The organism is Amycolatopsis pretoriensis (assembly GCF_900107925.1).
Taxonomy (GTDB): domain Bacteria; phylum Actinomycetota; class Actinomycetes; order Mycobacteriales; family Pseudonocardiaceae; genus Amycolatopsis; species Amycolatopsis pretoriensis.
In genome coordinates this window covers 52,786-76,264 of the sequence record NZ_FNUJ01000019.1, presented here as the reverse complement: position 1 = coordinate 76,264, position 23,479 = coordinate 52,786, and the positions used below count along the sequence as shown (strand labels likewise).

Genomic DNA, 23,479 nt, shown 5'->3' with positions numbered 1-23,479 from the left:
GCTGCCGAAGTGGTGGAGACGCACGACATCGTCCGCCCGCCCGCGGAACTCAGCGCGGCCCTCGCGGCCATCGGCAGCGCGACCGCCAGTGGCGAACTCAGCCGGATGGGCATCCGCAGCGCCTTCATCCGCGGCCCCGTCACGGTGACTCCCGGCGTGCGCGTGGCCGGCCCGGCGCTGACGCTGCAGTTCCTGCCCAAGCGGGAAGACCTCTACCCCGTCGACGAGTACGAGGAACCGGAAAAGCAGCTGCACCGGCACGTCATGTACCACGCGCAGCCCGGCGACATGATCGTCGTCGACGCGCGCGGGGACATGGAGAGCGGCGTGTTCGGCGAGATGATGCTGACCTACTTCAAGGGCCGCGGCGGCGCCGGTGTCGTGGTCGACGGGTGCCTGCGCGACACCGGCGAGGCCAAGAAACTCGGCCTCGGGATGTGGATCCGGGGCGCCACCCCGAACTTCCACGTCCAGACCGGCATCGTCCCGGTCGCCGTCAACGTGCCGGTGGCCTGCGGCGGCACGCTCGTCGAGCCGGGCGACATCGTCGTCGCGGACGACGACGGGGCGGTCGTGGTGCCGGTGAAGCTCGCGCCCGCGCTGGTGGCCCACGCGCAGGAACACGCGGAATGGGAAGAGTTCTCCCGGCTCCGGCTGGCCGAGGGCGGCGACCTGCGGCGGTACTACCCGCTGTCGGACGAGGCCCGGCCCGAGTACGAACGGTGGCGGGCCGAGCAGGGCCGCGGCTAGCTCCACAGCCGGTCGTGGCTGGATTCGGCGTCCCAGTGGGTCGTCTCGGCGAAGAACACCGGATCTCGCGGGTCGAGGTGGCGGCGCACCAGGTCCTCGTCGAGGTCGCCGAACCCGAGCCCCGGCGTGTCCGGCACGGTGATGTGCCCGTCGCGGATCAGCGGGCGGGGCAGGCCGGTGACGAGGTCGCTCCAGAACTCCACCTCGGCCGCGTGGTGTTCGAGGGCGAGGAAGTTCTCCGTGGCGGCGGCCAGGTGCACGCACGCCATCGTCGCGATCGGTGACGCCGCCAGGTGCAGCGCCATCGCGATCCCGCGCTCCTGTGCGTAGTCGCCGAGCCGTTTGGTCTCCGCGATCCCGCCCGCCGTCGCCGGATCCGGGTGCACCACGCGGATCGCGCCCGCGTCCAGCAGCGGCCGGAAACCTTCCAGGAGGTAGATGTCCTCCCCGGTGCACGTCGGGACGGCGACGGCGTCGGTCAGCTGCCGCCACTGGCCGGTCAGCTGCCACGGGATCAGGTCCTCGATCCACGCCAGCGTGAACGGTTCCAGCGCGCGGCCGATGCGGATGCACGAGTCGAGCGCGATGTGGCCGAAGTGGTCGGTGGCGAGCGCGACGTCGTAGCCGACGGCGGACCGGACGATGTCCACATAGGACGCCAACCACTCGACGCCGCGAGCGGTGACCTGGATGCCGGTGAACGGGTGCATCGTCGTCCGGTCGGCGCGGGCGCCCGGCGGCGCGATCAGCGCCCCCGGCACGTCCCAGAGCAGGTCGATGCCGACGTCCATCTTCAGCATCGTGAACCCGCGCTGCTTGCGCTCCAGCAGCCGCGCGCCCATCGCGGCCGGGTCCGGCAGCGAAGGCGTGTCCGCGTAACACCGGACTTCGTCCCGGAACTTTCCCCCGATCAGCGCGTACGCGGGCACTCCGTACGCCTTGCCGGCCAGGTCCATCAGCGCCATCTCGACGCCGGAGACCCCGCCGCCCTGGCGGCCGTGGTACCCGAACTGCTTGATCTTGCGGAAGATCTTGTCGACGTTGCACGGGTTCTCCCCGACGAGCCGGCTCTTGAGCATCAACGCGTAGGTCGCGCTGGCCCCGTCGCGCACCTCCCCGTAGCCGACCAGGCCCTGATTCGTGTCGATCCGGATGAGCGACGAGCGGAACGGGACACCGTCCACAATGGCCACCCGCAGATCGGTGATCCGCAGGTCGCTCGGCCGCGACGCCGTCGGGACGTGCTCCTCGGTGATCACCCCTTCACCGCCCCGGCGGTGAGGCCCTCGGTCAGGAACCGCTGCCCGAAGCCGTACATGAGCACGACCGGGATGCTGACCAGGAGCGAGGCCGCGGCCAGCTGCCCCTGCGGCACGACGTCGCCGAAGATCATCGACTGCATGCCGACCGGCAGCGTCTTGTAGTCGTCCTTGGTGATGAACACGAAGGCGAACAGGAACTCGTTCCACGCGTTGGTGAGCGTGAACAGCGCGACCGCGAGCAGGCCCGGTTTGGCCAGCGGCAGCACGATCCGCAGGAACGCCCCGAACCGCGTGCAGCCGTCGACCAGCGCGGCTTCCTCGAGGTCGGCCGGGATCGACTTGAAGTAGCCGACGAGCAGCCACGTCGCGAACGGCAGGGTGAACGTCGGGTAGGCGAGCACGAGCGACCACAGCGAGTCGTTGAGCCCGATCCCGCTCACCAGCTGGTAGAGCGGGATGAACAGCAGCGCGCCCGGCATCACGTAGGTGAGCAGGATCGTCACCGTGAAGCTTTCCGAACCCCTGAACTTCAGCCGTGCCAACGCGTAGCCGGCCAGTGCCGCGCAGACCAGGGCGATCGCGGTGGACGCCACCGACACCAGGATCGTGTTGACGTACCAGGTGCCGAACGCGCCCGTGAACAGGTTGGTGAACTGCTCGGTGCTCCACGGCGTCGGCCACAGGTCGTCGGTGCGCGCGACGATCTGGTCGTCGGACTTGAAGGCCGTGATGGTCATCCAGTAGAGCGGGGCGAGCACGAAACCCAGCAAGCCCACGAGCGCGATCCCGGAGCCGGTGCCCGCGACCAGGCGCGCCGCGAGCCGGTTGCCCCGCGCGGCGAACGCGGAGACGACCCGGCCGACCGCGGCCGCGAGCACCACGAACACGCCCAGCACGAGCGCGGCCTTCCAGACGATGTGCGGCGACGCCCAGACCAGCACGAGGACCGCGGCGGCGACGATCATCCACGGCAACGCCTTGCGCCGGCCCGGTGTCAGCCGCCGCCGGCCGAGATCCGCCGCGCCGGGCAGGTCGCTGCGGCGCATCAGCCGCACGAGGATCACCACGAGGATCGCGATGACCGGCAGCATCACCAGCGTGACCGCGGCGCCCGCACCCAGCTGCAGCTGCTGGATGGCCTTGGAGTACGCCACCATCACGTACGGCGCGGTGGCGTCGCCGGGCCCGCCCTGGGTCATCAGCCAGATCAGGTCGAAGTTGTTGAACGTCCAGATCGACGACAGCAGCACCGTCACGATCATGACCGGACGCAGCCCCGGCAGCGTGATGTGCACGAACCGCTGCCACGGCGAGGCGCCGTCCACCATCGCGGCCTCGTGCAGCCCGCTGTCGATGGCCTTGAGCCCGGCGAGGAACGTCACCGTGAAGAACGGGATGCCCTTCCAGACGTTGACCAGGATGACCGCCGGCATCGCGAGCGCGGGGTCGGACAGCCATTCCGCGGGCCACTTGTCGACGAGGCCCATCGCCGCGAGGGCCGGCCCGATCCCGGAGTCGGTGAGCAGGACGTTGACGCTGCCGAAGATCGGGTCGAGCAACGACCGCCAGGTGAAGGCGGTGACGACCGTCGGGATCACCCACGGCAGCAGGATCACCGCGGCGACGAGTGCCTTGCCGCGGCGCAGGTGGTGCAGCAGCAACGCCGCGATCAGCCCGAAGGTCACCTTGAAGATCTCGGCGTAGGCGGTGAAGACGAACGAGTTGAGCACGCCGTGGTGGAACAAGCCGTCGTCGACGAGGGCGGCGTAGTTGTCCAGCCCGACGAAGACCGTCTCCGCGCCGTGGCGTTCGGTGAGGCTGGTGAAGACCGAGTCGGCGATCGGCACCAGGATCAGGCCGGCGACCAGCAGCAGCGTCGGCCCGATGAACACCGCCGCGAGGCGCCAGTCCCGCCCGAGCACCCGCTGCGTCCTGGTGAGCGAGGACGACCCGCCCGGCGCCGGGCGGTCCGGCGCCCGCGGTGTCCGTTCCGGACGCAGGACCGTCACTGGCGATAACCCTGCTGCTCGAAGATCTGCACGATCCGGCCGTGGGTCGCGGCGACGGCGTCGGCCGGCCTGGTGCCCTGGATGACCGACTGCATCATGTCGGTCAGCAGGTACGCGGCGAGGGCCGCCTGCTCGCCGGGGCTCGGCGCCTGGGGGAACGCGTACCCGGTCCTGGTCGTCACCGGGAGCTGCGCGCGAGTCTGCTCCCGCAGCGCGGGGAAGGCCGGGTCACCGCCGGTGTAGTACGGGTCGGAGTCCCACACCTTGGTCCACGACGGGTTGACCAGGCACGGCGCCTCCTTCGCGACCCCGAGCAGCGCGGTCCCGCTGGCCATGAACTTCGCCACCAGCTTGGCGAGATCGGGGTTCTTCGCCCCTTTGAACACGACGAACGAGTTGGACTCGCCGTACGCGAGCGGCCGGTCGAGTGCCGGTCCGGTGGCCCCGTTGAACACGTGCGTGTTGCCGTAGACGGGGTTCTTCTTGGTCTTCGAGTCGGCGTAGACGCTGAACTGGTTGAGCGTCAGCCCCAGGATCCCGGCCAGCCAGTTTTCGTTGTTGCTCGAGTCGGTCCAGCTCCCGACCCCGGGCGGCAGCATCGGCTGGTACTTCGGGTTCGTGTAGATGTCGCCGATGAACGTGACGGCGGCGACGGTCTCGGGCGAGTTGAACACCACCTTCGTGCCGGTGTTGTCCGCGATCGCCCCGCCGTAGACGTTGATGACGTTCTGGATGAAGCCGTTGGCGTCGCCGGAGCGGTTCACCGTGAGCCCCCAGCCGAAGCGCCGCTTCGCCGGGTCGGAGACCGCCAACGCGTTGTCGCGCAGCTCTTCCCACGTGTAATACGGCTTGAGCGGGATGCCCTTCTCCGCGTACCAGTCCTTGCGCAGGTACATCCCGGACGCGATGAAGTGGTACGGGATCGCGAACCAGCGCCCGTCGAACACGCAGTAGTTGTCCGCTTCCGTCGCGGGTTCGCCGTAAAGCGCTTTCATTTCGGTGACCACGTCGGTGACGTCGGTGAGGGCGCCGAGGTTGTGGAGCTGGCCGACGAACCGCCGGTCGCTCAGGAACGCCAGGTCGCGGTTGGTGCCCGCCTTCACCTCGGCGTCCATCTTCGCGACCATGTCGCCGGCGTCACCGGAGACCAGGTCGTTGTGGATGGTGGTGCCGGTGGCCTGCGCGAACGCCTGCAACGATTTGTCGAGCGCCTTGTTGGCGGCTTCCGAGTACAGCTTCTGCGAGAGCATCCCCACCGACCCGCCGCGCAGCTTGGCCGCCTGGTCGAGGAGCTCCTTGGGGACCTGGACGTCGACCTGCGGTGCGGGCGCGGGGCCGCCCCCGCACCCGGCGAGGCCGAGCACGCCCAGCGCGCTCACCCCGAGGAAGGTGCGCCTCGACAGGTCCGTTTTCTCTTCCATGACAACTCCTCAAACCGACGGGGCGACGTTGCATCCGGCGGGACAGCGAGGCGATTGCCGCGCTGTGAGTCTTCGTTCAGGCGGCGAAGGACGCCGTACTGCTGATGCGTTGCCCGGGCAGCCCGTCGAACAGGCCGGCCGAACCACGGGGCCGCCACAGCGGTACCGGGCCCGCGCCGGGCACGGGGTCGAGCGCCAGTGCGGCCGCCTGTTCCGCGGAGTCGAGCGCCCGCTGGACGACCATCGCGTTGGCGACGCTCTGCGCGACGCTGCCGACCGGCCGCACGCCGAACTGCACGGCGTCGGCGAAGTCGACGAGCTCCGCGCGGTAGCCGTTGTCGCTGCCGCGGAAGACGGTCGTGTGGGTGGTGGCGTCGGCGCTGCTGCGCGTCACGCGGCGCTCCGACTCGGATCCGGCGAGCACGAGCACGCCCTCGGTGCCGTAGAGCCGCAGGTCGTTGGGCTCGGGCGGGATCGGGATTTCGGGGAAGGACGCGGTGTAGTTGCCGATGGCGCCTCCGGTGAAGACGAGGTTGAGCGTGAGGTCCGACGGTGCGTCGATCGTGCTGTTGGCCGCCTGCACGGCACCGTGCACCCGTGCGACGTCGCCGCAGAGCAACCGGATCTGGGCGATGTGGTGCACGCCGAAGTCGAGGTGCACGCCACCGCGGTACTGCGGCCGGTGCCGCCACGGCGTGCTGGTGAACCCGCCCGGCCGGGGCACCGACTGACCGGCGTACCGCCACGCCATCAGGTGCGGGCGGCCGATCGCGCCGTCGTCGAGCAACGCGCGGGCGTAGCGCAGGTCGTCGCGGTAGAAGTAGTTCTCCCCCACCACGAAGGTGCGGTCCGGGAACCCGGCCGCGAGTGCGAGGAAGGCCGCGGCCTGCTGTGCGTCGACGCCGGCCGGCTTCTCGCAGAACACGTCCTTGCCCGCCGCGAGCGCGTCGCACGCCACTTCGTACAGGCTCGGGATGGGCACCGAGATCAGCACGGCGTCCACGTCGTCGCGGGCCAGCAACGCGGCCCGGTCGGCGGTCGCCAGGGCCGGATCGGTCCCGCTGTAGCCGGTGAAGCGCTTTCTCTGCTCGTCGGCGGGGTCGGTGAACGCGGTGACGACGTACCGGTCGGCGAGTCCGCGCAACGCCGGCCAGTGCAGCTTTTCGACCGCGAGCCCGGTGCCGATCAACCCCAGCCGGATCGGCCGGATCCCCGGTGCTGCCATGCCTCGTCCGTTCTCGTCAACGGTTGGCGGAACTCGGTCGTGCGCTAACGCCGCTTGGCGGCCCGCTTGCTTCGCTGCCCCTTTTCCGCGAGGAGCGTGGAGTAGTTGTTGCTCAGGTGCTCGCGCATCGCCGCGCGGGCACCCGCCGGATCGCGCGCCACGAGCGCCTCGTAGATCCGCCTGTGCTGGGCGGTGGCGCGGTGCAGCCCGGCCGGCGCTTCGTTGGTGACGCGCCGGCTGGCCGTGCCGAGCCAGCGGGCGGAGTACATGATCCGGTCGAGGATGCGGTTGTCGGCCGCCCGGCAGATCTCCATGTGGAACTCGTGGTCGACCTCGAGGTAGGCCTCGGGGTCCGCTTCGAGCGCCGCCATGCGGTCGATCTCGCCCTTGAGCCGGGCCAGCGTCTCGTCGGTGATGCCGGTCGCCGCCATCGCGGCCAGTTCGGGTTCGAGCAGGGCGCGCATCTGGTGCAGTTCCTGCAGCAGCTCGTCGACGATCTCGGTGGGCAGCCACTCGATCAGCAACGGGCTCAGGTAGTCCCACTCCGCGCGGGGGCGGACGACGACGCGGCGGCCCTGCGCGACGTCGACGATGTCGAGCGAGGCGAGGATCTTGAGCGTTTCCCGCGCCACGACGCGGGAAACGCCGAACTCTTCGGTGATCTCGAGTTCCGACGGCGCCCGGCCGTCCTCGATTCCGCCGCCGACGATCCGCCGGGTCAGGTGGGCCGCCACCTGCACCGGAAGGGTCCGGACCTTGACAGCGTCCGGAGACTCTTGTCTCCTTGGCATGTCAGCAGCTTATCGGACAAGTTGCACGCCGCGACAGTCCCTTTTCTCTGCATTACCCTGCGACGGGAGAACGATGCGGATAGTGAACGTCACGACGGCGGTGGTGGCCTACCACGGTCAGGCCACCCTGGTCCGGATCGACACCGACGAAGGCCTCAGCGGGTTCGGTGAAGCCAATCCCGACGCCGGTGCGGGCGCCGTCGTGGGGATGATCGCGTCCCTGACCCCGTTGCTCATCGGCGAGGATCCGCGCGACGTCGAGCGGGTGTGGGAGAAACTGCGCCGCAGCAAGGTTTTCGCGGGCGCGCAGAGCGGGGTGTTCGTGATCGCGCTGTCCGGGATCGAGCTCGCGCTGTGGGACCTCGCGGGCAAGGCCGCGGGCCAGCCGGTGTACCGCCTGCTCGGCGGGAAGTTCCGCGACCGCATCCGCCTCTACGCCGACTGCGGCGACGGCGACGACCCGGCGGGCTCGGTCGCCGGCTGCGTCGACCGGGCCCAGCGGATGGTCGCCGAGGGCTTCACCGCCCTCAAGTTCGACATCGACGACCTGCGCCACCCGGACAAGTTCGACACCTTCAACCACACGGTCAACGCCGCCGAGCTGCGCTCGATGGTCGCGCGCGTGGCCGCCGTCCGGGAAGCGATCGGCCCGGACGTCGACCTGGCCATCGACCTGCACGCCCGCTACGACGTGCCGAGCGCGTGCCGGATCTCGTGGGAGCTCGAGCCGTTCCGCCTGATGTGGCTGGAAGAGCCGCTGCCGGCGGAGAACGTCGACGCGCTCGTGCGGGTGCGCGCGCAGACCCGCACGCCGATCTGCGCGGGAGAAAACCTCTACCTGCGCTGGGGATTCCGCGAGCTGCTCGAACGGGGAGCCGTGGACGTCATCGAGCCGGACGTGCCGAAGTGCGGTGGTCTCGCCGAGGCCAAGAAGATCGCGAACCTCGCGGAGCTGCACTACATCCCGTTCGCCCCGCACCTGGTGTCGACGCCGCTGGGCACGATGGCGACGTCACACCAGTGCGGCGCGATCCCGAACTTCTACGTCCAGGAGTGGCACGCCCTCGAGGAGCGCGAGGTGTGGGACAGCTACGTGCACGCCCCGGACGGGAGCGGCTCGATCGTCAAGGACGGCTACATCACGCTCCCCGACGCTCCCGGCATCGGGGTGGAACTCGACCTGGACGGCGTCCGGGCCCACGCCGTGGCGGGGTTCGGGGTGTTCGAGTAGCGGAGCCCGGCCGGCGCTCACCCTGGGTACGTCCGGTTGAACCGCGGCGGCGTGGAGGGCAGGTACCGGCCCGGGACACCGTCCGCGGCCGCCGCCAGCCGGTTCATCGTCGCCGGCGCGGTGTCCGGCCAGTGCCCGGTCCGCAGGCGGGTCAGCATCCGGTCGATCGCCGCCTGCTGTTCGCCGGTGGTGTAGGTGCAGTGCCCGGCGGTCCGCACGTACGTCTGCCGCAGCAGCGACGCGTTTCCCGCCCGGGCGACCAGCTCGCCGTAGGACTGCTGCTGGGCGACGGTCGAGATCTGGTCGCCGGTGCCGTTGACCGTGAGCACCGGGATCCGCAGGTGGCCGGTGAACACGATGCCCCGCTCGAGGTAGCGGACGGCGGCGGGATCGGCGGACACGCGGGGTTCGGCCGCGAGCCGGCCGAGGTCGGCGCGCAGGTCGAGCCCGGCCCGCGCGTACAGCCGGCGGACAGCGTTCCGCTGTTCCGGCGCGGCCAGAGCGAGCTGGCGCGCGTAGTCGACCCCGGTGTTCCACGACGGGTTCCCGCCCGCCAGCTGCTCGATCGCGCGGCGGCTGCTGACCGCCTGCCCGAGGTACGGCAGCGGACCACCCGCGAGCGCGAGGAACATCCCGTGTTCGACGCCGTCGGCGTCGCGGCCGTCCGGGACCGGGGTGGTCGTGCCGTCGGCGGCCAGGCCCCAGCCCGGCACCTGGCCGATCGCCGCCGCGAGGGCGATGCGGGCTCGGCCGGCCGCGGTCGCCTGGGCCGACGTCATCGCCGACACCCACCGCTGCTGGAGCCCGGGGACGTCGTCGGGGATGCCGGTGACCGGCAGGGCGGTGTCGCGCAACAGCACCGTCTTGAGCGTGAAGACGGTGTCCAGCTTCTGGTTCCACTGCCCCACCGCGCCCCCGAGGCCACCGCACATCGGGACGGCCGCGGCGAAGCGGTCCGGGTGCACCTGCGCGACCCCCGCGGCGACCATCCCGCCCATCGAGCGGCCTTCGGCGATCGCGTACCGGGCCCGGCCGAACGCGGTTTCGTAGCGGCCGAGCGCCTCGGCCTGGTTGTCGATGGCCTGCGCGATGTTCCAGCCGGTGACCGTGCGCGTGGTGCCGCCCACGGCGTAGCCGCGCGCCAGCAGGCTCGCGGTCAGCGGGCTCGCCGGCCCGCCCGCCGCGTAGTCGAGGTCCACCAGCACGGAACCGTTCCACCGCGCGGGTTTGGCGAAGGCGTACGGCGTTCCGTCGGCCAGCTGCCCGTCGGTGCACCTCGCCGCGGCGATCGGCTCCGGGCACGGTTTCCCGGCCTCCGCCGCGTGTGCGGTCGCCGGTAGGCCCGCGAAGAGGACCGCGACCGCGGCCAGAGCGGTGATCCTGGGACGCATGAATCGCTCCTGTCAGAAGTTCTTGGCGGTGACGGTCCAGCCGGACGTGGTGCACAGCCCGCAGCCCGCGCCGAGGAAGTAGCCGCGCGCGGTGCGGTTGCCGTTGAGGGTGAAGTCGAACCAGTCGACGAGCACCCGCACCGCCTCTTCGCGGACGCTCGGGTCGGGGTTGCCGTCGCGCCGGCCGTAGACGAACCCGGTGTGCCCGGCCGCCGGATCGGTGACCCGGACCGCGGGGACGGTGACGAGGTCGTAGCCGGCCCCGCTGTTCGGGTAGGCGACGTCGGCGGGACCGCCGTCGGCGAACAGGACCGGCGTGTGCAGCTTCCGCAGGTTCTCCCGGCCGTAGCCGAGGGTGCCGTCGGCGAAGAACCCGCTGTCGAGCGAAAGCACCGACTTCACCCGCGGGTCCGCTCCGGCGACGAGGGCCTCGATGCCGCCGCAGGAATGCCCGGCCACGCCGATCCGGCGGGTGTCGAGCCTGGTCCGCAGCGCGCTCCCCCGGCGGTCGTTCTCCCGTTCCGCCCAGGTGATCGCGTCGAGGATCACCTTCGGTTCCGGGCTGCCGTTCTCGGTCAGGGCGGGCTCGTCGAACCCGCCGACGGCCACGACGACGAACCCGTGCGCGGCGAGCAGCGTCTCCAGGGTGAGCAGCTCGTCGTTGCTCGTGTGCCGGCACGCGCCGTTGCCGAACACCACGACCGGCAGGCGCCCGCGCGACCGGTCCGGGTCGGCTGGCCGGTAGACGGTGTACTCGGCGGCGTAGTCCCCCGTCCGGGCGGCGGGTTCGCGGACCACCGGGTGGAACACCGAGGCCGCGGGCGGCGCGGGCGGGGCCGCGACCTCCGCCTCGGGGGCACCGGGCACCGTCGCGGCGGTCACCGCGACGAGGACGGTCACGGCGGCGACCAGAGCGGGCTTGAGCCAGGCGTGTCCCATCGAACGTCCTTTCACCTCGGGGTGGCGGCGTTGAAGACCGGTTTCGGCACCGCGACCTGGGTGAGCCCCCAGCGGGACATGATCCCGACGTACGTGCCGTTCTCGAACAGCTCCTCGAACACCTGCTGCAGCACCGGTCCCAAGCCGGACGACTTGGGGACGTACAACGCCAGGTCGTCCTTGGTCGCCCCCTGCGCTTCGGTCTGGGTCACGTACTTGTTCCCGCCTTGGCGCTGGGTCACGTCGATCGCCGCGGCCTCGGTCATCCCCGCGGCGTCCGCGCGCCCCGAGCGGGTGGCCAGCAACGTGGCGTTCGTGTCGTCGAGGCCGACGGTCCGCGTCGCCTTGCGCTTGCTGTCCGTGCAGAACCGGGACAGCTTGTTCAGCTGCTCTTCGACGACGCTCGCGGTCACCACCGCGATGCGCTTGCCGCAGAGGTCTTCGACCCGCGCGATCCCGGCCGTCGAGTCCGCGGGGAACACGTACGCGGTGCGGGTGGTCATCCAGGTGATCGTGTCGAACTGCTTCTCGCGTTCGGCGGTCGCCTTGACCGGGCCGTTGAACGCGTCGTACCGGCCGGCCTGCATGCCCTGCAGCGCGGCCGGGAGCCCGGCGACGACGACGGTCCGGGTGCGGACGCCGAGCACCTGGCCGATCGCGGCCTGGAAGTCGGCGTCGATCCCGGTGACCGTGCCGTCCGGCGCGACGGTGCGGTACGGCGGGTGGGAGTCGCCGGCGAATCGGATTTCGCCGGCGTCCTCGATCGGCTGCGGCAGCGCTTCGTGCAGGGACCGCACCACCGGGAGGTTCGTTCCGGTGGCCAGGCCGGGGGAACCGGCGCCGACCGTGCACCCGGTGGCGGTCAGCCCGAGGACGGCGGTCACGAGGAGCGCACTTCGGCTTCGCCGGCGAAGTGGGGATCTCATCGAGGTCCTTTCTCAGGCGGTCAGGTCAGTCCGTCGAGCCACGCGGCCATCCGCGTGTCCAGGTCGCCGCCCGTGCGGGCGTCCACGTTGTCGGCGTGCAGTTCGAGCACCGGGATGCCCGCCGCGCGCAGGGCGCGGGTGGTGAAGTAGCTGCCGCGGGCGTCGTCGGACACCAGGTGCACCACCCCGTCGACGCCGTGGTGCCGTGCTTCCTTGACGTACCACTCCGCCGACCACGGCGGGGTGTACAGCTGGTCGCCGAAGGCGGCGAAGCGGGCGGCCAGGGCGCGCAACGGGTCGTCGCCGTACCGCAGATAGCCGTCCGCGGCGATGGCGAGGTACATCGACCACACGAAGACCGCGCCGTGCGATCGCTGGAACCGCCGGTAGAACTCGAGGTCGAACCACAGCCCGCGGCCGATCCACATCAGCCGCAGCCGCTCGTCCGGGCACTCGGCGACACCGTCGTCGATCCGCGTGCGCACTTCGTCGTGGAACGCGCGGGCGGCGTCGCGCGCCCATTCGGTGCCCCGGTGCCACTGCGGCACCATGACGCTGGGAATCCCGTCGGTGACGGCGATCGGGCACGGCCGGGCCGCGGCGATCAGGTCGCGGGTGCGGCGGTTCCACTCCTGCTGCTCGTTGACCAGGTCCAGGACCTCGCGGAAGCGCGTCTCGGAGAACACGCGGCCGGTGGTCTGCTCGAGGAACCGGATGAGCCCGGTCAGCTCGCCGGTCAGCAGGTCCAGCCGGTCGCTGCCGATGGCCTCCTCCCAGCGGTGCGGCATCAGCTCCCACCACCGCTCCGGGACCGCGTTCTCCGCCGCGCTTTCCAAGGCGTAGTAGGTGACACCGGGTTGCGCGTCCCAGACGTCGAAGATCTTGCGGGACGCGTCGCCGGTGGTCTCGCCGAGCACGATCGACGGCGTCGGCAGCCCGCCCCACGGCGCCTGGGCGGGGTCGTCCTCGAACACCGACGCCAGCGAGGTGGCGCTGTACTGCTCGACGTAGTCGGGGTAGCCGCGCTCCCGCAGCAGGCCGAGGTAGCGCTGGGTCTGGCGCTTCGCCGCGACGATCGAGGCCCACCACTGGTTGACCACGTACGGGATGCCCATCGCGCGGAAGATCTCCTGCGGCGCGTCCGCGTTGACCAGGGCGAGCGGGCCGTCCTCGGCCCGCAGCCGGGCGAACCATTCGCGCTGGTAGGTGGTCGCCGTGGTCGCGGACGCCAGCCGTGCCGTCATCGCGTGACCCCGACCGGGCGGAGTGCTTCCAGGACGTCGCCGGTCAGCTCGCCGTACGGCTGGCGCTCCGCCAGGACCGCTCGCATGCCGGTGGCGGCCCGCTGCTCCGGGAAGTCCCACGGCGGCGCGTCGTCGTGGACGCGGGCGTAGGACAGGAGAACCTCCGCACCGCACGCGCGGGCGGCCTCGGCGGTGTGCGCGGCGCGCTGCCGGATCGACGCGCGCGGCGCGGAAGGGCCGTTGTGCTGGTAGCGCTCGGCCAGCGCGAGTTCCGTCGGCGCCGCGCAGGTGCGGGCGAACAGCAGCTCACCCCAGTCGTGGTCCTCCCCCACGACCAGGAAACCGTGGCGCTCCAGCGTTTCGTACACGCCCGGGCCGTCGTGAGAGCTCCCGGTGAGGAACAACCGCACCCCTTCGGTCTCGCGCGGATCGGCGGACACGCCGTCGACGAGCGCGATGGCGTCGGCGACCGGCAGCGCGGTGGTCCCGGCGACGATCTCGAGGAACCGGGTGCCGCTCAGCCGGTTCGCCCGGCGCAGGCCGGCGAGCCGGGCGAGCGACCGGCGCAGGGTGTCGTGCGCGGTGATGGCCGCGGCGAGATCGTCGTCGCCGATCGGCCGCCAGCGGCCCAGCCACTCGCGCAGCTGCGCGATCTTCGCGTGGACGTACCGGGTGGTCGTGTGGTGCGGCAGGTGCAGGACGTCGACCAGGCGCACCGGCGGTAGTCCCAGCGCCGGCTCGACCCGGTGCAGCTCCCGCAGGGCGTAGAACAGCCGCAGGGACGCTTCGCAGTCGCGGGAGACGACGATGGCTTCGAGCGGGCCGTACGCGCCGGTGAGGATCCGCGTCAGGATCGACCGGGCGACCGGGTCCACCCCGCGGCCGAGGTAGCGGTCGCCGAGCGTGGCGTCCCCACCCGGCGTCCCGGTCAGCCGCAGCGGCCGCAGGCCCGCCGCGGTGATCAGCTCGACCGGGACGTCGGCTCCGACGTACCCGACGGTGCTCAAATCACCGCCTCCGACACCAGTTCCGCCAGCTGCTCTTCGGTGTAGCCGAGCAGTTCGCGGTAGACGTGCTCGTTGTGCTCCCCGAGTCCGGGCGCGGGCCGGTCGAGGGCCACGCGGGCGGCGGAGAAGCGGATCGGCACCCCGGTCCCGGCCAGGTCGGCGACGTCGCCGTGGCGCGGGTGCCGCAGCGGCACGACCTCTTCCCGGGCCAGGACCAGCGGATCCCGGACCGCGTCCCGCGGTTCGCGCACCTCGGCGGCCGGCACGCCTTCGGCGGTGAACGCGGCGAGGATCTCGGCCAGTGGCCGTTCCCGGCACCACTCGCGGATCAGTCCGTGCAGTTCGTCGGCCGCGCGGACGCGCTGGTCGCGCGTGCGGTAGCGGTCGTCCCCGGCCAGTTCCGGCCGGCCGATCGCGCGCAGGACGCCGTGGGCGAACGCGTCGGTCGGCGCGCAGAGGGCCACGTAGCCGTCGAGCGCCGGCAGGATCCCGAACGGCGCCAGCCGCGGCACCATCGACCCGGTGCGCTGCGACAGGCCGACCGCGTCGAAGGCGTCGAAGGGCTCGCACGCGACCAGCGAGGTCAACGCGCCGAGCATCGACACGTCGACACGCTGTCCTTCGCCGGTGTGCTCGGCCTGCAGCAGCGCGGACACCGTGCCGACCACCGCGAACAGCGGCGCGAGGAGGTCGCCGATCGGCAGGCCGAAGCGGACCGGGCCTTCGTCGGGCTCGCCGGCGGTCATCATCACGCCGCTCAGCGCCTGGATGATCGAGTCCATCGCCTTGCCCGAACCGGGACCGCCCTGGGCGCCGAACCCGCTGATCGAGGTGTAGACGAGCCGCGGGTTGATCTCGCGGACGTGGTCGTAGGAGATGCCGAGCCGGTCGGTGACACCGGGGCTGTAGTTCTCGACCAGCACGTCGGCGTCGCGGACGAGGTCGGTGAACACCGCGCGGGACCGCGGGTTCTTCAGGTCGAGGGTGACGCTGAGCTTGTTGCGGCCGCGCAGCAGCATCGACACCGAGAGGTCGTCCTCGTGCCGGCGGGCGAGGTTCAGCCCGTCGCGGCCGACGTAGGGCGCGTTGTTGCGCGAGGAATCCCCGCCGGTGGCCGGGTTTTCGACCTTGATGACGGTGGCCCCGAGCCCGGCGAGCAGGAGCGTCGCGTAGGGGCCGGCGAGCGCGGTGGTCAGGTCGATGACGGTGCGGCCGGCCAAGGGCTGGTCGGTCATGGAGTTGCTCCCTCGGAGAGATCGACGAGCACTTCGGTGCCGCGGGCGGTGAACCGGCCGTTGAGGTTCGCGCCGCGGGTGATGTCCTCGACGTACTTCGTCACGGCCTCGCCTTCCGGTGTCCCGCCGACCGGCACCGGACGGCCCTGGTCGTCGATCCAGCAGGGCACGAACCCGGCCTCGTGCAGCCCGGTCTCGTCGAAGCGGCAGAAGGCGATGGCGGTGTTGCGGCTTTCGGGGTGGAACGGGAAGAACGGCAGGTCCGGGTCCGGCGCGAAGCCGTACAGCTTCGTCCGGCGCTCGGCCCACGCGCGCAGTTCGTCCGCGCCGACGGCCGCTCCCGGCGTCAGGGCGTGGGTGACGGTGACGAAGTTGCCGAGCCCGTGGAAAATGGGACGTCCTCTGTGGACTTCGATGCCGCGCATGATGTGCGGGTGGTGGGAGAACACGGCGTCCGCGCCGGCGTCGATCGCCGCGCGCGCGACCGGGCTCTCGTACATCGCGACCACCATCGGCGTGTGCCCGACGCCCTTGTGCAGCGACACGAGCACGACGTCGGCGTCGGCGCGCAGGCGGCGGACGTCCTCGGCCATCGCCGCCAGGCTGTCCGGGTCGGCGAAGGTGTAGATCTTCGGCGGGCCGCCCGGGCTCGCGTGGTCCAGCTCGTAGTGGGTCAGCACGTGGACGTACGCGCAGCCGGGTTTGCGGGAGGTGGCCCAGGACTCGCGGGGGCCGACGCAGTTGTACGACAGCACACCGATGCGCAGGCCGCCGCGCTCCACGATCGCCGGACGCCGGGCGCGCCCGAGGTCCGCCCCCGCCCCCGCCGTCCGCAGGCCCGCCGCGCGGGAGTAGGCGATGGTGTCGGCCAGCCCGCCGTCCCCGGCGTCGAGCACGTGGTTGCCCGCCAGCGTGACGACGTCGAACCCGGCCTCGGCCACCGCTTTCAGCGCCGCGGGGTCCGCCGGTGGTGCCGGGACGTCGGTGCTGTGCTGGACCGCCGTGGTCGAGTGCGGGACTTCGATGTGCCCGATCGCCAGGTCCATCCCCTTCAGCACCGGCGCGGCCGGGGCGAGGAAGAACTCCGGGTCGGGCTCGTCCAGGATGAGGTCGCCGACGGCGCCGACAGTGATCACGAAACACCCTCCTTTTCGGACAGATGGCGGGACAGGAAGGCACGCAGCCGGTCGGTCCGCGGCCGGGTGAACAGCTCGGCGGGCGGGCCCTCCTCGACGATCCGGCCCGCTTCCATGAACACGCACCGGTCGGCCACCTCGCGGGCGAAGGTCATTTCGTGGGTGACCACGACCATCGTCGTGCCCGCCGCGGCGAGGCTCCGGAGCACGGCCAGGACCTCGTCGACCAGCTCCGGGTCGAGGGCGCTGGTCGGTTCGTCGAACAGCATGATCCGCGGCCGGACCAGCACCGCGCGGGCGATGGCGACGCGCTGCTGCTGCCCGCCCGACAGCTGGCGCGGGTAGTGGTCCTCCCGCCCGGCCAGGCCGATGCGCTCCAGCAGTTCCCGCGCCTCTCGCTCCACAGTGGACCGATCGCGGCCGTGCACGCGGACGGCCGCATCGGTCACGTTGCGCAGCACGGTGAACTGCGGGAACAGGTTGAACTGCTGGAAGACCATGCTCATCCGGCGCCGCTGGGCGGCGATCCGCCGCTCGGTCAGCGGCCGCAGGCCGGCCGGCGAGCGGCGGTGGCCCAGCAGCTCGCCGTCGAGGTACATCGCGCCGCCGTCGATCGGTTCGAGCTGGTGGGCGCAGCGCACGAGCGTCGACTTGCCCGACCCGGACGGCCCGATCACCACGACCGCCTCGCCCTCGTGCACGTCGAGGCTGACCCCGCCCAGCGCGGTCACCGCGCCGAACTCCTTGCGGACGTCGCTGATCCGCAGCACCGGCGCGCTCATCGGGCGCTCCGGTGGCCGCGGGAGAACCGGCGCTCCAGCCGGCGTTGCCCGGCCGTCAGGGCGGTGACCACGACGAGGTACCAGAAGCAGGCGACCAGCAGCATCGGCACGATCTCGTAGGTGCGGTTGTAGACGACCTGCACCGAGTGCAGCAGGTCCGACATCGCGATGACCGACACGAGCGCGGTGCCCTTGAGCACGTTGATGAACTGGCTGCCCGCGGGCGGGATGATCACCCGCATCGCCTGCGGCAGCACGATCCGCAGCAGCGTCTGGCCCGGCGGGTAGCCCATCGCGCGGGCCGCGTCGCGCTGGCCGGGGTCGACCGACGACACCCCGGCGCGGAAGATCTCCGCCAGGTAGGCCGATTCCACGAGCGACAGGCCGAGCACCGCGGCGGTCAGCGGCGTGATGACGCTGTTGGCGTCCCACGTCCCGAAGACCGGGCCGAACGGGACGCCGAGCGACAGCCTGGGCAGCAGGTAGGCGAGGTTGAACCAGAAGATCAGCTGCACCAGCGGCGGGATGCCGCGGAAGAGCCCGACCCAGAGCGTCGCGACCCACCGGGCGGGCCCGAACCCGCTCAGCTGCATCGCCGCGACCACCCCGCCGGCGAGCGAGCCGAGGACCATCGCCGCGACCGCGAGCAGCACCGTGGTGCCCAGGCCCGCCAGGACGCTCTTTTCGAACAGGTACTTCGCGACGACGTCCCACTGGAACCGGGAGTTGCCGGCCAGGAAGACGACCAGCTGCGCGGCCAGCACCACCAGCACGAGCACGAACAGCCAGCGCAGCGGGCGGAACCGGCCGCGGGCGCCGGCGACGTCGTCGCGGACCGCCGCCGGTTCCTCCACAGTGGACACGGCGGTCATTTCGCCGACGCCGCGTCGAAGATCGGCGCCGGGACCGTGACGTCCTCCAGCCCCCACTGCTGCATGATCCGCGCGTAGGTGCCGTTGCGGAACAGCTCCTCGAACGCCTTCTGCAGGACCGGGCCGAGCTTGCCGGCCTTCGGCGTGTAGAGCGCGAGGTTGTCCTTGGTGGCGCCCTGTTCCTCGGTCTGCGTGACGTAGGCGTACTGCCCCTTCTGCTGGGTGGTCACGTCGATCGCGGCGGCCTGGGTCATGCCGGCGGCCTCGGCGCGGCCGGACTTCGCGGCCAGCAGGGTGGCGTTCGTGTCGTCGAGCCCGACCACCTGCACGGCGGTCTTGCGCGAACGTTCGCAGAACGCGGACAGCTTGGCGAGCTGCTCCTCGACGACGCTGGCGGTGACCACGGCGACGCGCTTGCCGCACAGGTCGTCCGTCTTCGCGATCCCGGCGGCGGACCCTTCCGGGATCACGTAGGCGGTGCGGGTGGTCATCCAGGTGACGGTGTCGAACTGCTTCTCGCGTTCGGCGGTGACCTTGACCGGCCCGTTGAAGGCCTCGTAGCGGCCGCTGAGCATGCCCTGCAGCGCGGCCGGCAGCCCGCTGACGATCGTGGTTTCGGTGCGCACGCCCAAGAGCTGGCCGAGCGCCTGCTGGAAGTCGTGGTCGATGCCGGTCACCGTCTTGCCGTCCGGGCCGACGGTGCGGTAGGGCGGGTGCGAGTCGCCGGCGAACCGGAGGACACCCGAGTCCTTGACCGCCTGCGGCAGCTGGTCGTGCAGGGCCTGGTCGGTCGTGAGAGCCGCGGCCGTGGGGGCGGAGGCCGCGCCGTCGTCGACCGTGCACCCGGCCAGCGCGAGTCCCGCGGCGACCGCGGCGAGCGTGCTTCGACGCCATTGGCGAAGTGAGAAACCCATGTCGGTTACTTCCTGCGGAAGGCAATAGGTTGCTAATCGGGTGCCGATCGTCGCATGATGTGTCGCGTGATTCAACCCCTCGATGCGCCCGGCCGGACCGCACTGCCACCATGGAGGCCATGGACACCGGCGGTGAGCGCGCGATGACGGGCCCGCTGCCCCGCGCACAGCAGGGAGCCGAACCGCAGCTGCTGCTGACGTCCTTGCTCGGCGACTTCTGGTACTGGCGCGACGAGCACATCCCGTCGGCCGCGCTGGTCGAGCTGCTCGGCGAGTTCGACATCAGCCCGGCGAGCGCCCGGGCGGCGATCCGCCGGCTGGCGGCCCGCGGCCTGCTCACCGTGTCGCGCAGCGGGCGGACGACGGCGTACGGCATCCCCGCCCGCACGTCCGAGGTGATCATCGAGCGCACGCACCGGATGCTGACCTTCGGCACGACCGCGCCCGAGTGGGACGGGCAGTGGACGGTGGTCACCTTCTCCGTGCCGGAGCAGGATCGCGGGCTGCGCACCGCGCTGCGCTCGCGGCTGCGGGTCCTGCGGTTCGCCGCGCTCTACGACGGCGTGTGGATCAGCCCGCACGACCTCGCCGCCCCGGCGCTGACGGCGCTGGACGAACTCGGCCTCGGCAGCGCCACGGTCTTCCGCGCCACCGAGGTCCCCGGACCGGCGCCGGCGGTCACGGCGTTCGACCTCGGCCCCCTCGCCGCCGAGTACGAGAGTTTCGTCGAGCGCTACGAACAGGTGCTCACCGGCCTCGACGCCGGCCTGATCAGCCCGGCGCAGGCGTTGCGCACGCGCACCGAGCTGCGGGTGGACTGGCGCCGGTTCCCGGAGACCGACCCCGACCTGCCCGCCGGCCTGCTGCCCGCCGGCTGGGCCCGCGACGGGGCCCAGAAGGTGTTCCTCCAGATCTACGACCGGCTCGGCCCCCTCGCCGAACTCCGGTTCCGCCAGGTGCTGGCCGCCACGGACCCCGCGCTGGCCGAACGCGCGTCCCACCACGACTCCGTCAAGGTGGCCGAGTTGTTCGCCGGCCTGGGCGACCGCCACCCGGCGGGCGACACACCGTTCGAGCAGGCGGCCGAGGCTCGTCGCCTGGACGACGCGCGGCGCCGGTAAGGGCGGCACTTGCCGAGCCGTCCGCTCGGGTACGTGGGTTCGAAAGTCGATCGAAACTCTTTGCGGCGCGACGAGGGACCGTGTTCTTCTGCTGACGGTAAGCAACATCGTCGATGCGTGCCGTTGAGGAGACCACCCATGGCAGGAAGTTCGCGCAGCAGATGGTGGCGATCACCCGCCACCCGGGCCCTGGCCGGAGTGGCCACCGTCGCCGCGACGGCCGCCGTCCTGGTAACCGCCCCTGGCGCCGATGCCGCCGCCAGCACCCTCGGGGCGGCCGCCGCGCAGTCGGGGCGGTACTTCGGCACCGCGATCGCCGCGAGCAAACTCGGCAACTCGGCCTACACCACGATCGCCGCGCGCGAATTCAACATGGTCACGCCCGAGAACGAGATGAAGCCGGACGCGACCGAGCCCAACCAGAACCAGTTCAACTTCTCCTCGGGCGACCAGATCTACAACTGGGCGGTCGGGCACGGCGCCCAGGTCCGCGGCCACACCCTCGCCTGGCACGCCCAGCAACCCGGCTGGATGCAGAACATGGGCGGCAGCTCCCTGCGCAACGCCATGATCAACCACATCCAGAAGGTGATGGCCCACTACCAAGGCAAACTCGCCTACTGGGACGTGGTCAACGAGGCGTTCAACGAAGACGGCAGCCGCCGCTCGTCCAACCTGCAGAGCACCGGCAACGACTGGATCGAAGTCGCCTTCAAGACCGCCCGCGCGGCCGACCCGTCGACCAAGCTCTGCTACAACGACTACAACATCGACAACTGGAACTACGGCAAGACCCAGGGCGTCTACAACATGGTGCGGGACTTCAAGTCCCGCGGCGTCCCGATCGACTGCGTCGGCCTGCAGGCCCACTTCACCGGCGGCAGCTCCGTCCCGAGCAACCTGCAGACGACGATCTCCAGCTTCGCCGCACTCGGCGTCGACGTCGCACTCACCGAGGTCGACGTCACGAACGCGTCCACGTCGCAGTACGCGGCGCTGACGCAGGCGTGCATGAACGTCGCGCGCTGCGTGGGCATCACCGTGTGGGGCGTGCGGGACAGCGACTCCTGGCGCTCCAGCGAGAGCCCGCTGCTGTTCGACGGCAACGGGAACAAGAAGGCCGCCTACAACTCGGTGCTCAACGTCCTCAACTCCGGCGGCGGGACGACCACGACACCCACCACCACACCGACGAATCCGACGACGACACCGACGACTCCGACCACACCGGGCGGCGGGAGCTGCACCGCGTCGCTGTCGGCCGGGCAGTCGTGGAGCGACCGGTACAACCTCAACGTCTCGGTCAGCGGCGCCAGTTCGTGGACGGTCACCATGACCGTGCCGAGTCCCGCGCGGATCAGCGCCACCTGGAACGTCAACGCGACCTGGCCCAGCAGCCAGGTGCTGGTCGCGACGCCCAACGGGAACGGCAACAACTGGGGCGTCACCATCATGCACAACGGAAACCGCAACTGGCCCAGCGTCAGCTGCAGCGCCTCCTGAGGCGCGGTTGTCCCCCGGGCGAGCTACCCGTTCTGCTCGCTCCGGGGTGACGCCTTCGCCCTCCCGGTCCCGATAGCTTCGTCGCCGTCAACGCGCCGGCGGAGCGGAAACGCCCGCCGGTGCCGGAAATCGGAGGGCGAGCACCATGCACAAGACACGGGGCCGGCTATTCACCGCGGCCGTGGCGGTCACCACGCTGACCGTCTTCGGCGCGGCCGCTTGTGACAGCGCGGACGACGAAGACACCCCGGCCGGCCCGCCGCCGGCCGCGGCCCTCGCCTGGGGGCCGTGCCCGGCGGCGGCGCCCGGCACGACGCGGGATCCGCGGGTCACCTGCGCGAAGGTGAAGGTCCCGCTCGACTACGGCCGGCCGGACGGCACGTCGATCGAGGTCGTCATTTCCCGGTTGAGCGCCGCCGATCCGGCGAAGCGCCACGGCGTCCTGCTGCTGAACCCCGGCGGTCCCGCGTTGCCGGGGCTCGACACGCCCAGTGCGATGGCGCCGACGTTGCCCAAGCCCGTCCTGGACGGCTACGACCTGATCGGCTTCGACCCGCGCGGCGTCGGGACGAGTACCCCGCAGAGCTGCGGCCTCGAAAACCCGGGTGTCGCGGGCCTTTTCCCCTACCCCGCCGCCGACGGCTCGATCGACGCGAACGTCCGGGCCGCCCGCGCCACCGCCGAAAAGTGCGCCGCCAAGGCCGGGGACAACCTGCGTTACTTCACCACCGCCAACACCGCCCGCGACCTCGACCGCGTCCGCGAAGCCCTCGGCGAAGCCAAGATCTCCTACTGGGGCCAGTCCTACGGCACCTACCTCGGCGCCGTCTACAACGCGCTCTACCCGGACCGGGCCGACCGGGTGATCCTCGAAGGCAACGTCGATCCCGCGCACGTCTGGGCCGGTGAGGCGCAGAGCTGGGGAAAGGGCATGGCCGAACGGTTCCCCGACGCGGCCGCCGTCGCCGCCGCGCAGAACGCCACCCTCGGGCTCGGCGCCACCCCCGCCGACGTCACCCGGACCTACCTCGCGCTCGCCGACCGGCTCGACCACCAGCCCGCTCCGGTGCCCGGCACGCCGCAGTCGGTGAACGGGGCGCTGCTGCGCGGCGTCACCTACGCCTTGCTGCTGCACAACGACACCCTGCCGGTGCTCGCCCAGGTGTGGAAGGCTGCCGCCGACCTCGCCGACGGCCACCTCACCGAAGCCGACGGCCAGGTGCTCAAGCAGGTTTTCGCCGATTCCCCGGCCGCCCCGGGCGTGCCCGCGGACAACCAGGCGACCATGTTCCTGGCGCTCACCTGCGGGGACGCCGAGTGGTCCCACGACGTCGCCGGCTACGCGAAGGCGACCGCCGCCGACCGCAAGGCCTGGCCGCTGACCGCGGGCATGCCGGCGAACATCTGGCCGTGCGCGTTCTGGCCGCAGCCGGTGGAAAAGCCGGTCGCCGTGACGAACAACGGCCCGCGCAACACGCTGATCCTGCAGAACCGCCGCGACCACGCCACGACGTGGGACTCCGGCACGGGACTGCGCCGGATCCTGGGCGACCGCGCCGCTTTCGTCGGCGTCGGCAACGGCGGGCACTACGTCTACCACGAGGGTTCGGCCTGCGCCGACAACGCGACCGTGAGCTTCCTCGACACCGGGCGGCTGCCGGAGCGGGACCTCGACTGCACGGACGTCGCCGTGCACTGACGGCCCGGCCGGGGCCGGGAG

General features: G+C 71.5%; 20 protein-coding genes. 5 read left to right on the top strand and 15 right to left on the bottom strand.

Going from position 1 to position 23,479, the window contains the following annotated elements; all coding sequences use genetic code 11:
• The first annotated feature begins 9 nt into the window (after positions 1–9).
• Positions 10–750 (top strand): ribonuclease activity regulator RraA, encoded by a 741-nt coding sequence (locus tag BLV96_RS47535; protein ID WP_086671300.1) that lies wholly within the window; start codon positions 10–12, stop codon positions 748–750.
• Here BLV96_RS47535 and BLV96_RS47530 read toward each other — a convergent pair.
• From BLV96_RS47530 to BLV96_RS47510, 5 genes are all read right to left on the bottom strand, one after another.
• Complete coding sequence (locus BLV96_RS47530; RefSeq protein WP_086671298.1) at positions 747–2,009, bottom strand: mandelate racemase/muconate lactonizing enzyme family protein; 1,263 nt, start codon at positions 2,007–2,009, stop codon at positions 747–749. The two genes, BLV96_RS47535 and BLV96_RS47530, sit on opposite strands and share 4 nt — an antisense overlap.
• Positions 2,006–4,021, bottom strand: coding sequence for an ABC transporter permease (locus BLV96_RS47525; RefSeq protein WP_086671296.1), 2,016 nt, complete (start codon positions 4,019–4,021; stop codon positions 2,006–2,008). Before BLV96_RS47525 ends, BLV96_RS47530 begins: the two co-directional genes overlap by 4 nt.
• Positions 4,018–5,442 (bottom strand): ABC transporter substrate-binding protein, encoded by a 1,425-nt coding sequence (locus tag BLV96_RS47520; RefSeq protein WP_086671294.1) that lies wholly within the window; start codon positions 5,440–5,442, stop codon positions 4,018–4,020. The genes BLV96_RS47525 and BLV96_RS47520 overlap by 4 nt, the downstream gene beginning before the upstream one ends.
• 76 nt (positions 5,443–5,518) lie before the next feature.
• Entirely contained in the window at positions 5,519–6,667 is a 1,149-nt protein-coding gene (locus BLV96_RS47515) for a Gfo/Idh/MocA family protein (RefSeq protein WP_086671292.1), read from the bottom strand.
• 44 nt (positions 6,668–6,711) lie between these two features.
• Positions 6,712–7,458, bottom strand: a complete 747-nt coding sequence (locus tag BLV96_RS47510; protein WP_244181002.1) for a FadR/GntR family transcriptional regulator — start codon at positions 7,456–7,458, stop codon at positions 6,712–6,714.
• A gap of 73 nt (positions 7,459–7,531) precedes the next feature.
• On the opposite strand from BLV96_RS47510, the gene BLV96_RS47505 reads away from it, so the two are divergent.
• The gene (locus BLV96_RS47505; protein WP_091390461.1) at positions 7,532–8,689 is read left to right on the top strand and encodes a mandelate racemase/muconate lactonizing enzyme family protein; all 1,158 of its coding nucleotides are present in this window, start codon (positions 7,532–7,534) and stop codon (positions 8,687–8,689) included.
• Positions 8,690–8,706: 17 nt separating this feature from the next.
• On the opposite strand, the gene BLV96_RS47500 is transcribed toward BLV96_RS47505, so the two are convergent.
• From BLV96_RS47500 to BLV96_RS47455, 10 genes are all read right to left on the bottom strand, one after another.
• Entirely contained in the window at positions 8,707–10,080 is a 1,374-nt protein-coding gene (locus BLV96_RS47500; RefSeq protein ID WP_086671286.1) for a S9 family peptidase, read from the bottom strand.
• Positions 10,081–10,092: 12 nt separating this feature from the next.
• Positions 10,093–11,019 carry a poly(ethylene terephthalate) hydrolase family protein gene (locus BLV96_RS47495; RefSeq protein ID WP_086671284.1) on the bottom strand — a complete coding sequence of 309 codons (927 nt, stop codon included), beginning with the start codon at positions 11,017–11,019 and terminating at the stop codon, positions 10,093–10,095.
• An 11-nt stretch (positions 11,020–11,030) separates the two neighbouring features.
• Positions 11,031–11,903, bottom strand: coding sequence for a transporter substrate-binding domain-containing protein (locus BLV96_RS47490; RefSeq protein ID WP_244181001.1), 873 nt, complete (start codon positions 11,901–11,903; stop codon positions 11,031–11,033).
• Between the two features lie 62 nt (positions 11,904–11,965).
• Positions 11,966–13,189, bottom strand: coding sequence for a 2-hydroxyacyl-CoA dehydratase family protein (locus BLV96_RS47485; RefSeq protein ID WP_086671282.1), 1,224 nt, complete (start codon positions 13,187–13,189; stop codon positions 11,966–11,968).
• On the bottom strand, positions 13,186–14,196 hold the full coding sequence (locus tag BLV96_RS47480) for a 2-hydroxyacyl-CoA dehydratase family protein (RefSeq protein ID WP_091390458.1): 1,011 nt from the start codon (positions 14,194–14,196) through the stop codon (positions 13,186–13,188). The genes BLV96_RS47485 and BLV96_RS47480 overlap by 4 nt, the downstream gene beginning before the upstream one ends.
• On the bottom strand, positions 14,193–15,431 hold the full coding sequence (locus BLV96_RS47475; protein ID WP_091390456.1) for a CaiB/BaiF CoA transferase family protein: 1,239 nt from the start codon (positions 15,429–15,431) through the stop codon (positions 14,193–14,195). The genes BLV96_RS47480 and BLV96_RS47475 overlap by 4 nt, the downstream gene beginning before the upstream one ends.
• Positions 15,428–16,567, bottom strand: a complete 1,140-nt coding sequence (locus BLV96_RS47470) for a CapA family protein (protein ID WP_086675895.1) — start codon at positions 16,565–16,567, stop codon at positions 15,428–15,430. The genes BLV96_RS47475 and BLV96_RS47470 overlap by 4 nt, the downstream gene beginning before the upstream one ends.
• Positions 16,564–17,349 carry an amino acid ABC transporter ATP-binding protein gene (locus BLV96_RS47465; RefSeq protein ID WP_086675894.1) on the bottom strand — a complete coding sequence of 262 codons (786 nt, stop codon included), beginning with the start codon at positions 17,347–17,349 and terminating at the stop codon, positions 16,564–16,566. Before BLV96_RS47465 ends, BLV96_RS47470 begins: the two co-directional genes overlap by 4 nt.
• Positions 17,346–18,221 (bottom strand): amino acid ABC transporter permease, encoded by an 876-nt coding sequence (locus BLV96_RS47460; protein WP_086675893.1) that lies wholly within the window; start codon positions 18,219–18,221, stop codon positions 17,346–17,348. Before BLV96_RS47460 ends, BLV96_RS47465 begins: the two co-directional genes overlap by 4 nt.
• On the bottom strand, positions 18,218–19,135 hold the full coding sequence (locus tag BLV96_RS47455) for a transporter substrate-binding domain-containing protein (protein WP_086675892.1): 918 nt from the start codon (positions 19,133–19,135) through the stop codon (positions 18,218–18,220). The genes BLV96_RS47460 and BLV96_RS47455 overlap by 4 nt, the downstream gene beginning before the upstream one ends.
• Positions 19,136–19,254: 119 nt before the next feature.
• Between BLV96_RS47455 and BLV96_RS47450 the strand changes: the two genes are divergently transcribed.
• The 3 genes from BLV96_RS47450 (at position 19,255) to BLV96_RS47440 (ending at position 23,458) form a co-directional block, all read left to right on the top strand.
• Positions 19,255–20,256 carry a PaaX family transcriptional regulator gene (locus BLV96_RS47450; RefSeq protein WP_086675891.1) on the top strand — a complete coding sequence of 334 codons (1,002 nt, stop codon included), beginning with the start codon at positions 19,255–19,257 and terminating at the stop codon, positions 20,254–20,256.
• A gap of 138 nt (positions 20,257–20,394) precedes the next feature.
• On the top strand, positions 20,395–21,759 hold the full coding sequence (locus tag BLV96_RS47445) for a glycoside hydrolase family 10 protein (RefSeq protein ID WP_086675890.1): 1,365 nt from the start codon (positions 20,395–20,397) through the stop codon (positions 21,757–21,759).
• Between the two features lie 145 nt (positions 21,760–21,904).
• Positions 21,905–23,458 carry an alpha/beta fold hydrolase gene (locus BLV96_RS47440; RefSeq protein ID WP_086675889.1) on the top strand — a complete coding sequence of 518 codons (1,554 nt, stop codon included), beginning with the start codon at positions 21,905–21,907 and terminating at the stop codon, positions 23,456–23,458.
• Positions 23,459–23,479: the final 21 nt, after the last annotated feature.

Excerpts from the sequence above, each read along its gene's own strand:
- BLV96_RS47515 (WP_086671292.1), bottom strand. The coding sequence starts at position 6,667 with ATGGCAGCACCGGGGATCCGGCCGATCCGGCTGGGGTTGATCGGCACC.
- BLV96_RS47505 (WP_091390461.1), top strand. The coding sequence starts at position 7,532 with ATGCGGATAGTGAACGTCACGACGGCGGTGGTGGCCTACCACGGTCAG.
- BLV96_RS47510 (WP_244181002.1), bottom strand. The coding sequence starts at position 7,458 with ATGCCAAGGAGACAAGAGTCTCCGGACGCTGTCAAGGTCCGGACCCTT.
- BLV96_RS47455 (WP_086675892.1), bottom strand. The coding sequence starts at position 19,135 with ATGGGTTTCTCACTTCGCCAATGGCGTCGAAGCACGCTCGCCGCGGTC.
- BLV96_RS47460 (WP_086675893.1), bottom strand. The coding sequence starts at position 18,221 with ATGACCGCCGTGTCCACTGTGGAGGAACCGGCGGCGGTCCGCGACGAC.
- BLV96_RS47450 (WP_086675891.1), top strand. The coding sequence starts at position 19,255 with ATGGACACCGGCGGTGAGCGCGCGATGACGGGCCCGCTGCCCCGCGCA.
- BLV96_RS47440 (WP_086675889.1), top strand. The coding sequence starts at position 21,905 with ATGCACAAGACACGGGGCCGGCTATTCACCGCGGCCGTGGCGGTCACC.
- BLV96_RS47445 (WP_086675890.1), top strand. The coding sequence starts at position 20,395 with ATGGCAGGAAGTTCGCGCAGCAGATGGTGGCGATCACCCGCCACCCGG.
- BLV96_RS47495 (WP_086671284.1), bottom strand. The coding sequence starts at position 11,019 with ATGGGACACGCCTGGCTCAAGCCCGCTCTGGTCGCCGCCGTGACCGTC.
- BLV96_RS47465 (WP_086675894.1), bottom strand. The coding sequence starts at position 17,349 with ATGAGCGCGCCGGTGCTGCGGATCAGCGACGTCCGCAAGGAGTTCGGC.
- BLV96_RS47500 (WP_086671286.1), bottom strand. The coding sequence starts at position 10,080 with ATGCGTCCCAGGATCACCGCTCTGGCCGCGGTCGCGGTCCTCTTCGCG.
- BLV96_RS47520 (WP_086671294.1), bottom strand. The coding sequence starts at position 5,442 with ATGGAAGAGAAAACGGACCTGTCGAGGCGCACCTTCCTCGGGGTGAGC.
- BLV96_RS47485 (WP_086671282.1), bottom strand. The coding sequence starts at position 13,189 with ATGACGGCACGGCTGGCGTCCGCGACCACGGCGACCACCTACCAGCGC.
- BLV96_RS47475 (WP_091390456.1), bottom strand. The coding sequence starts at position 15,431 with ATGACCGACCAGCCCTTGGCCGGCCGCACCGTCATCGACCTGACCACC.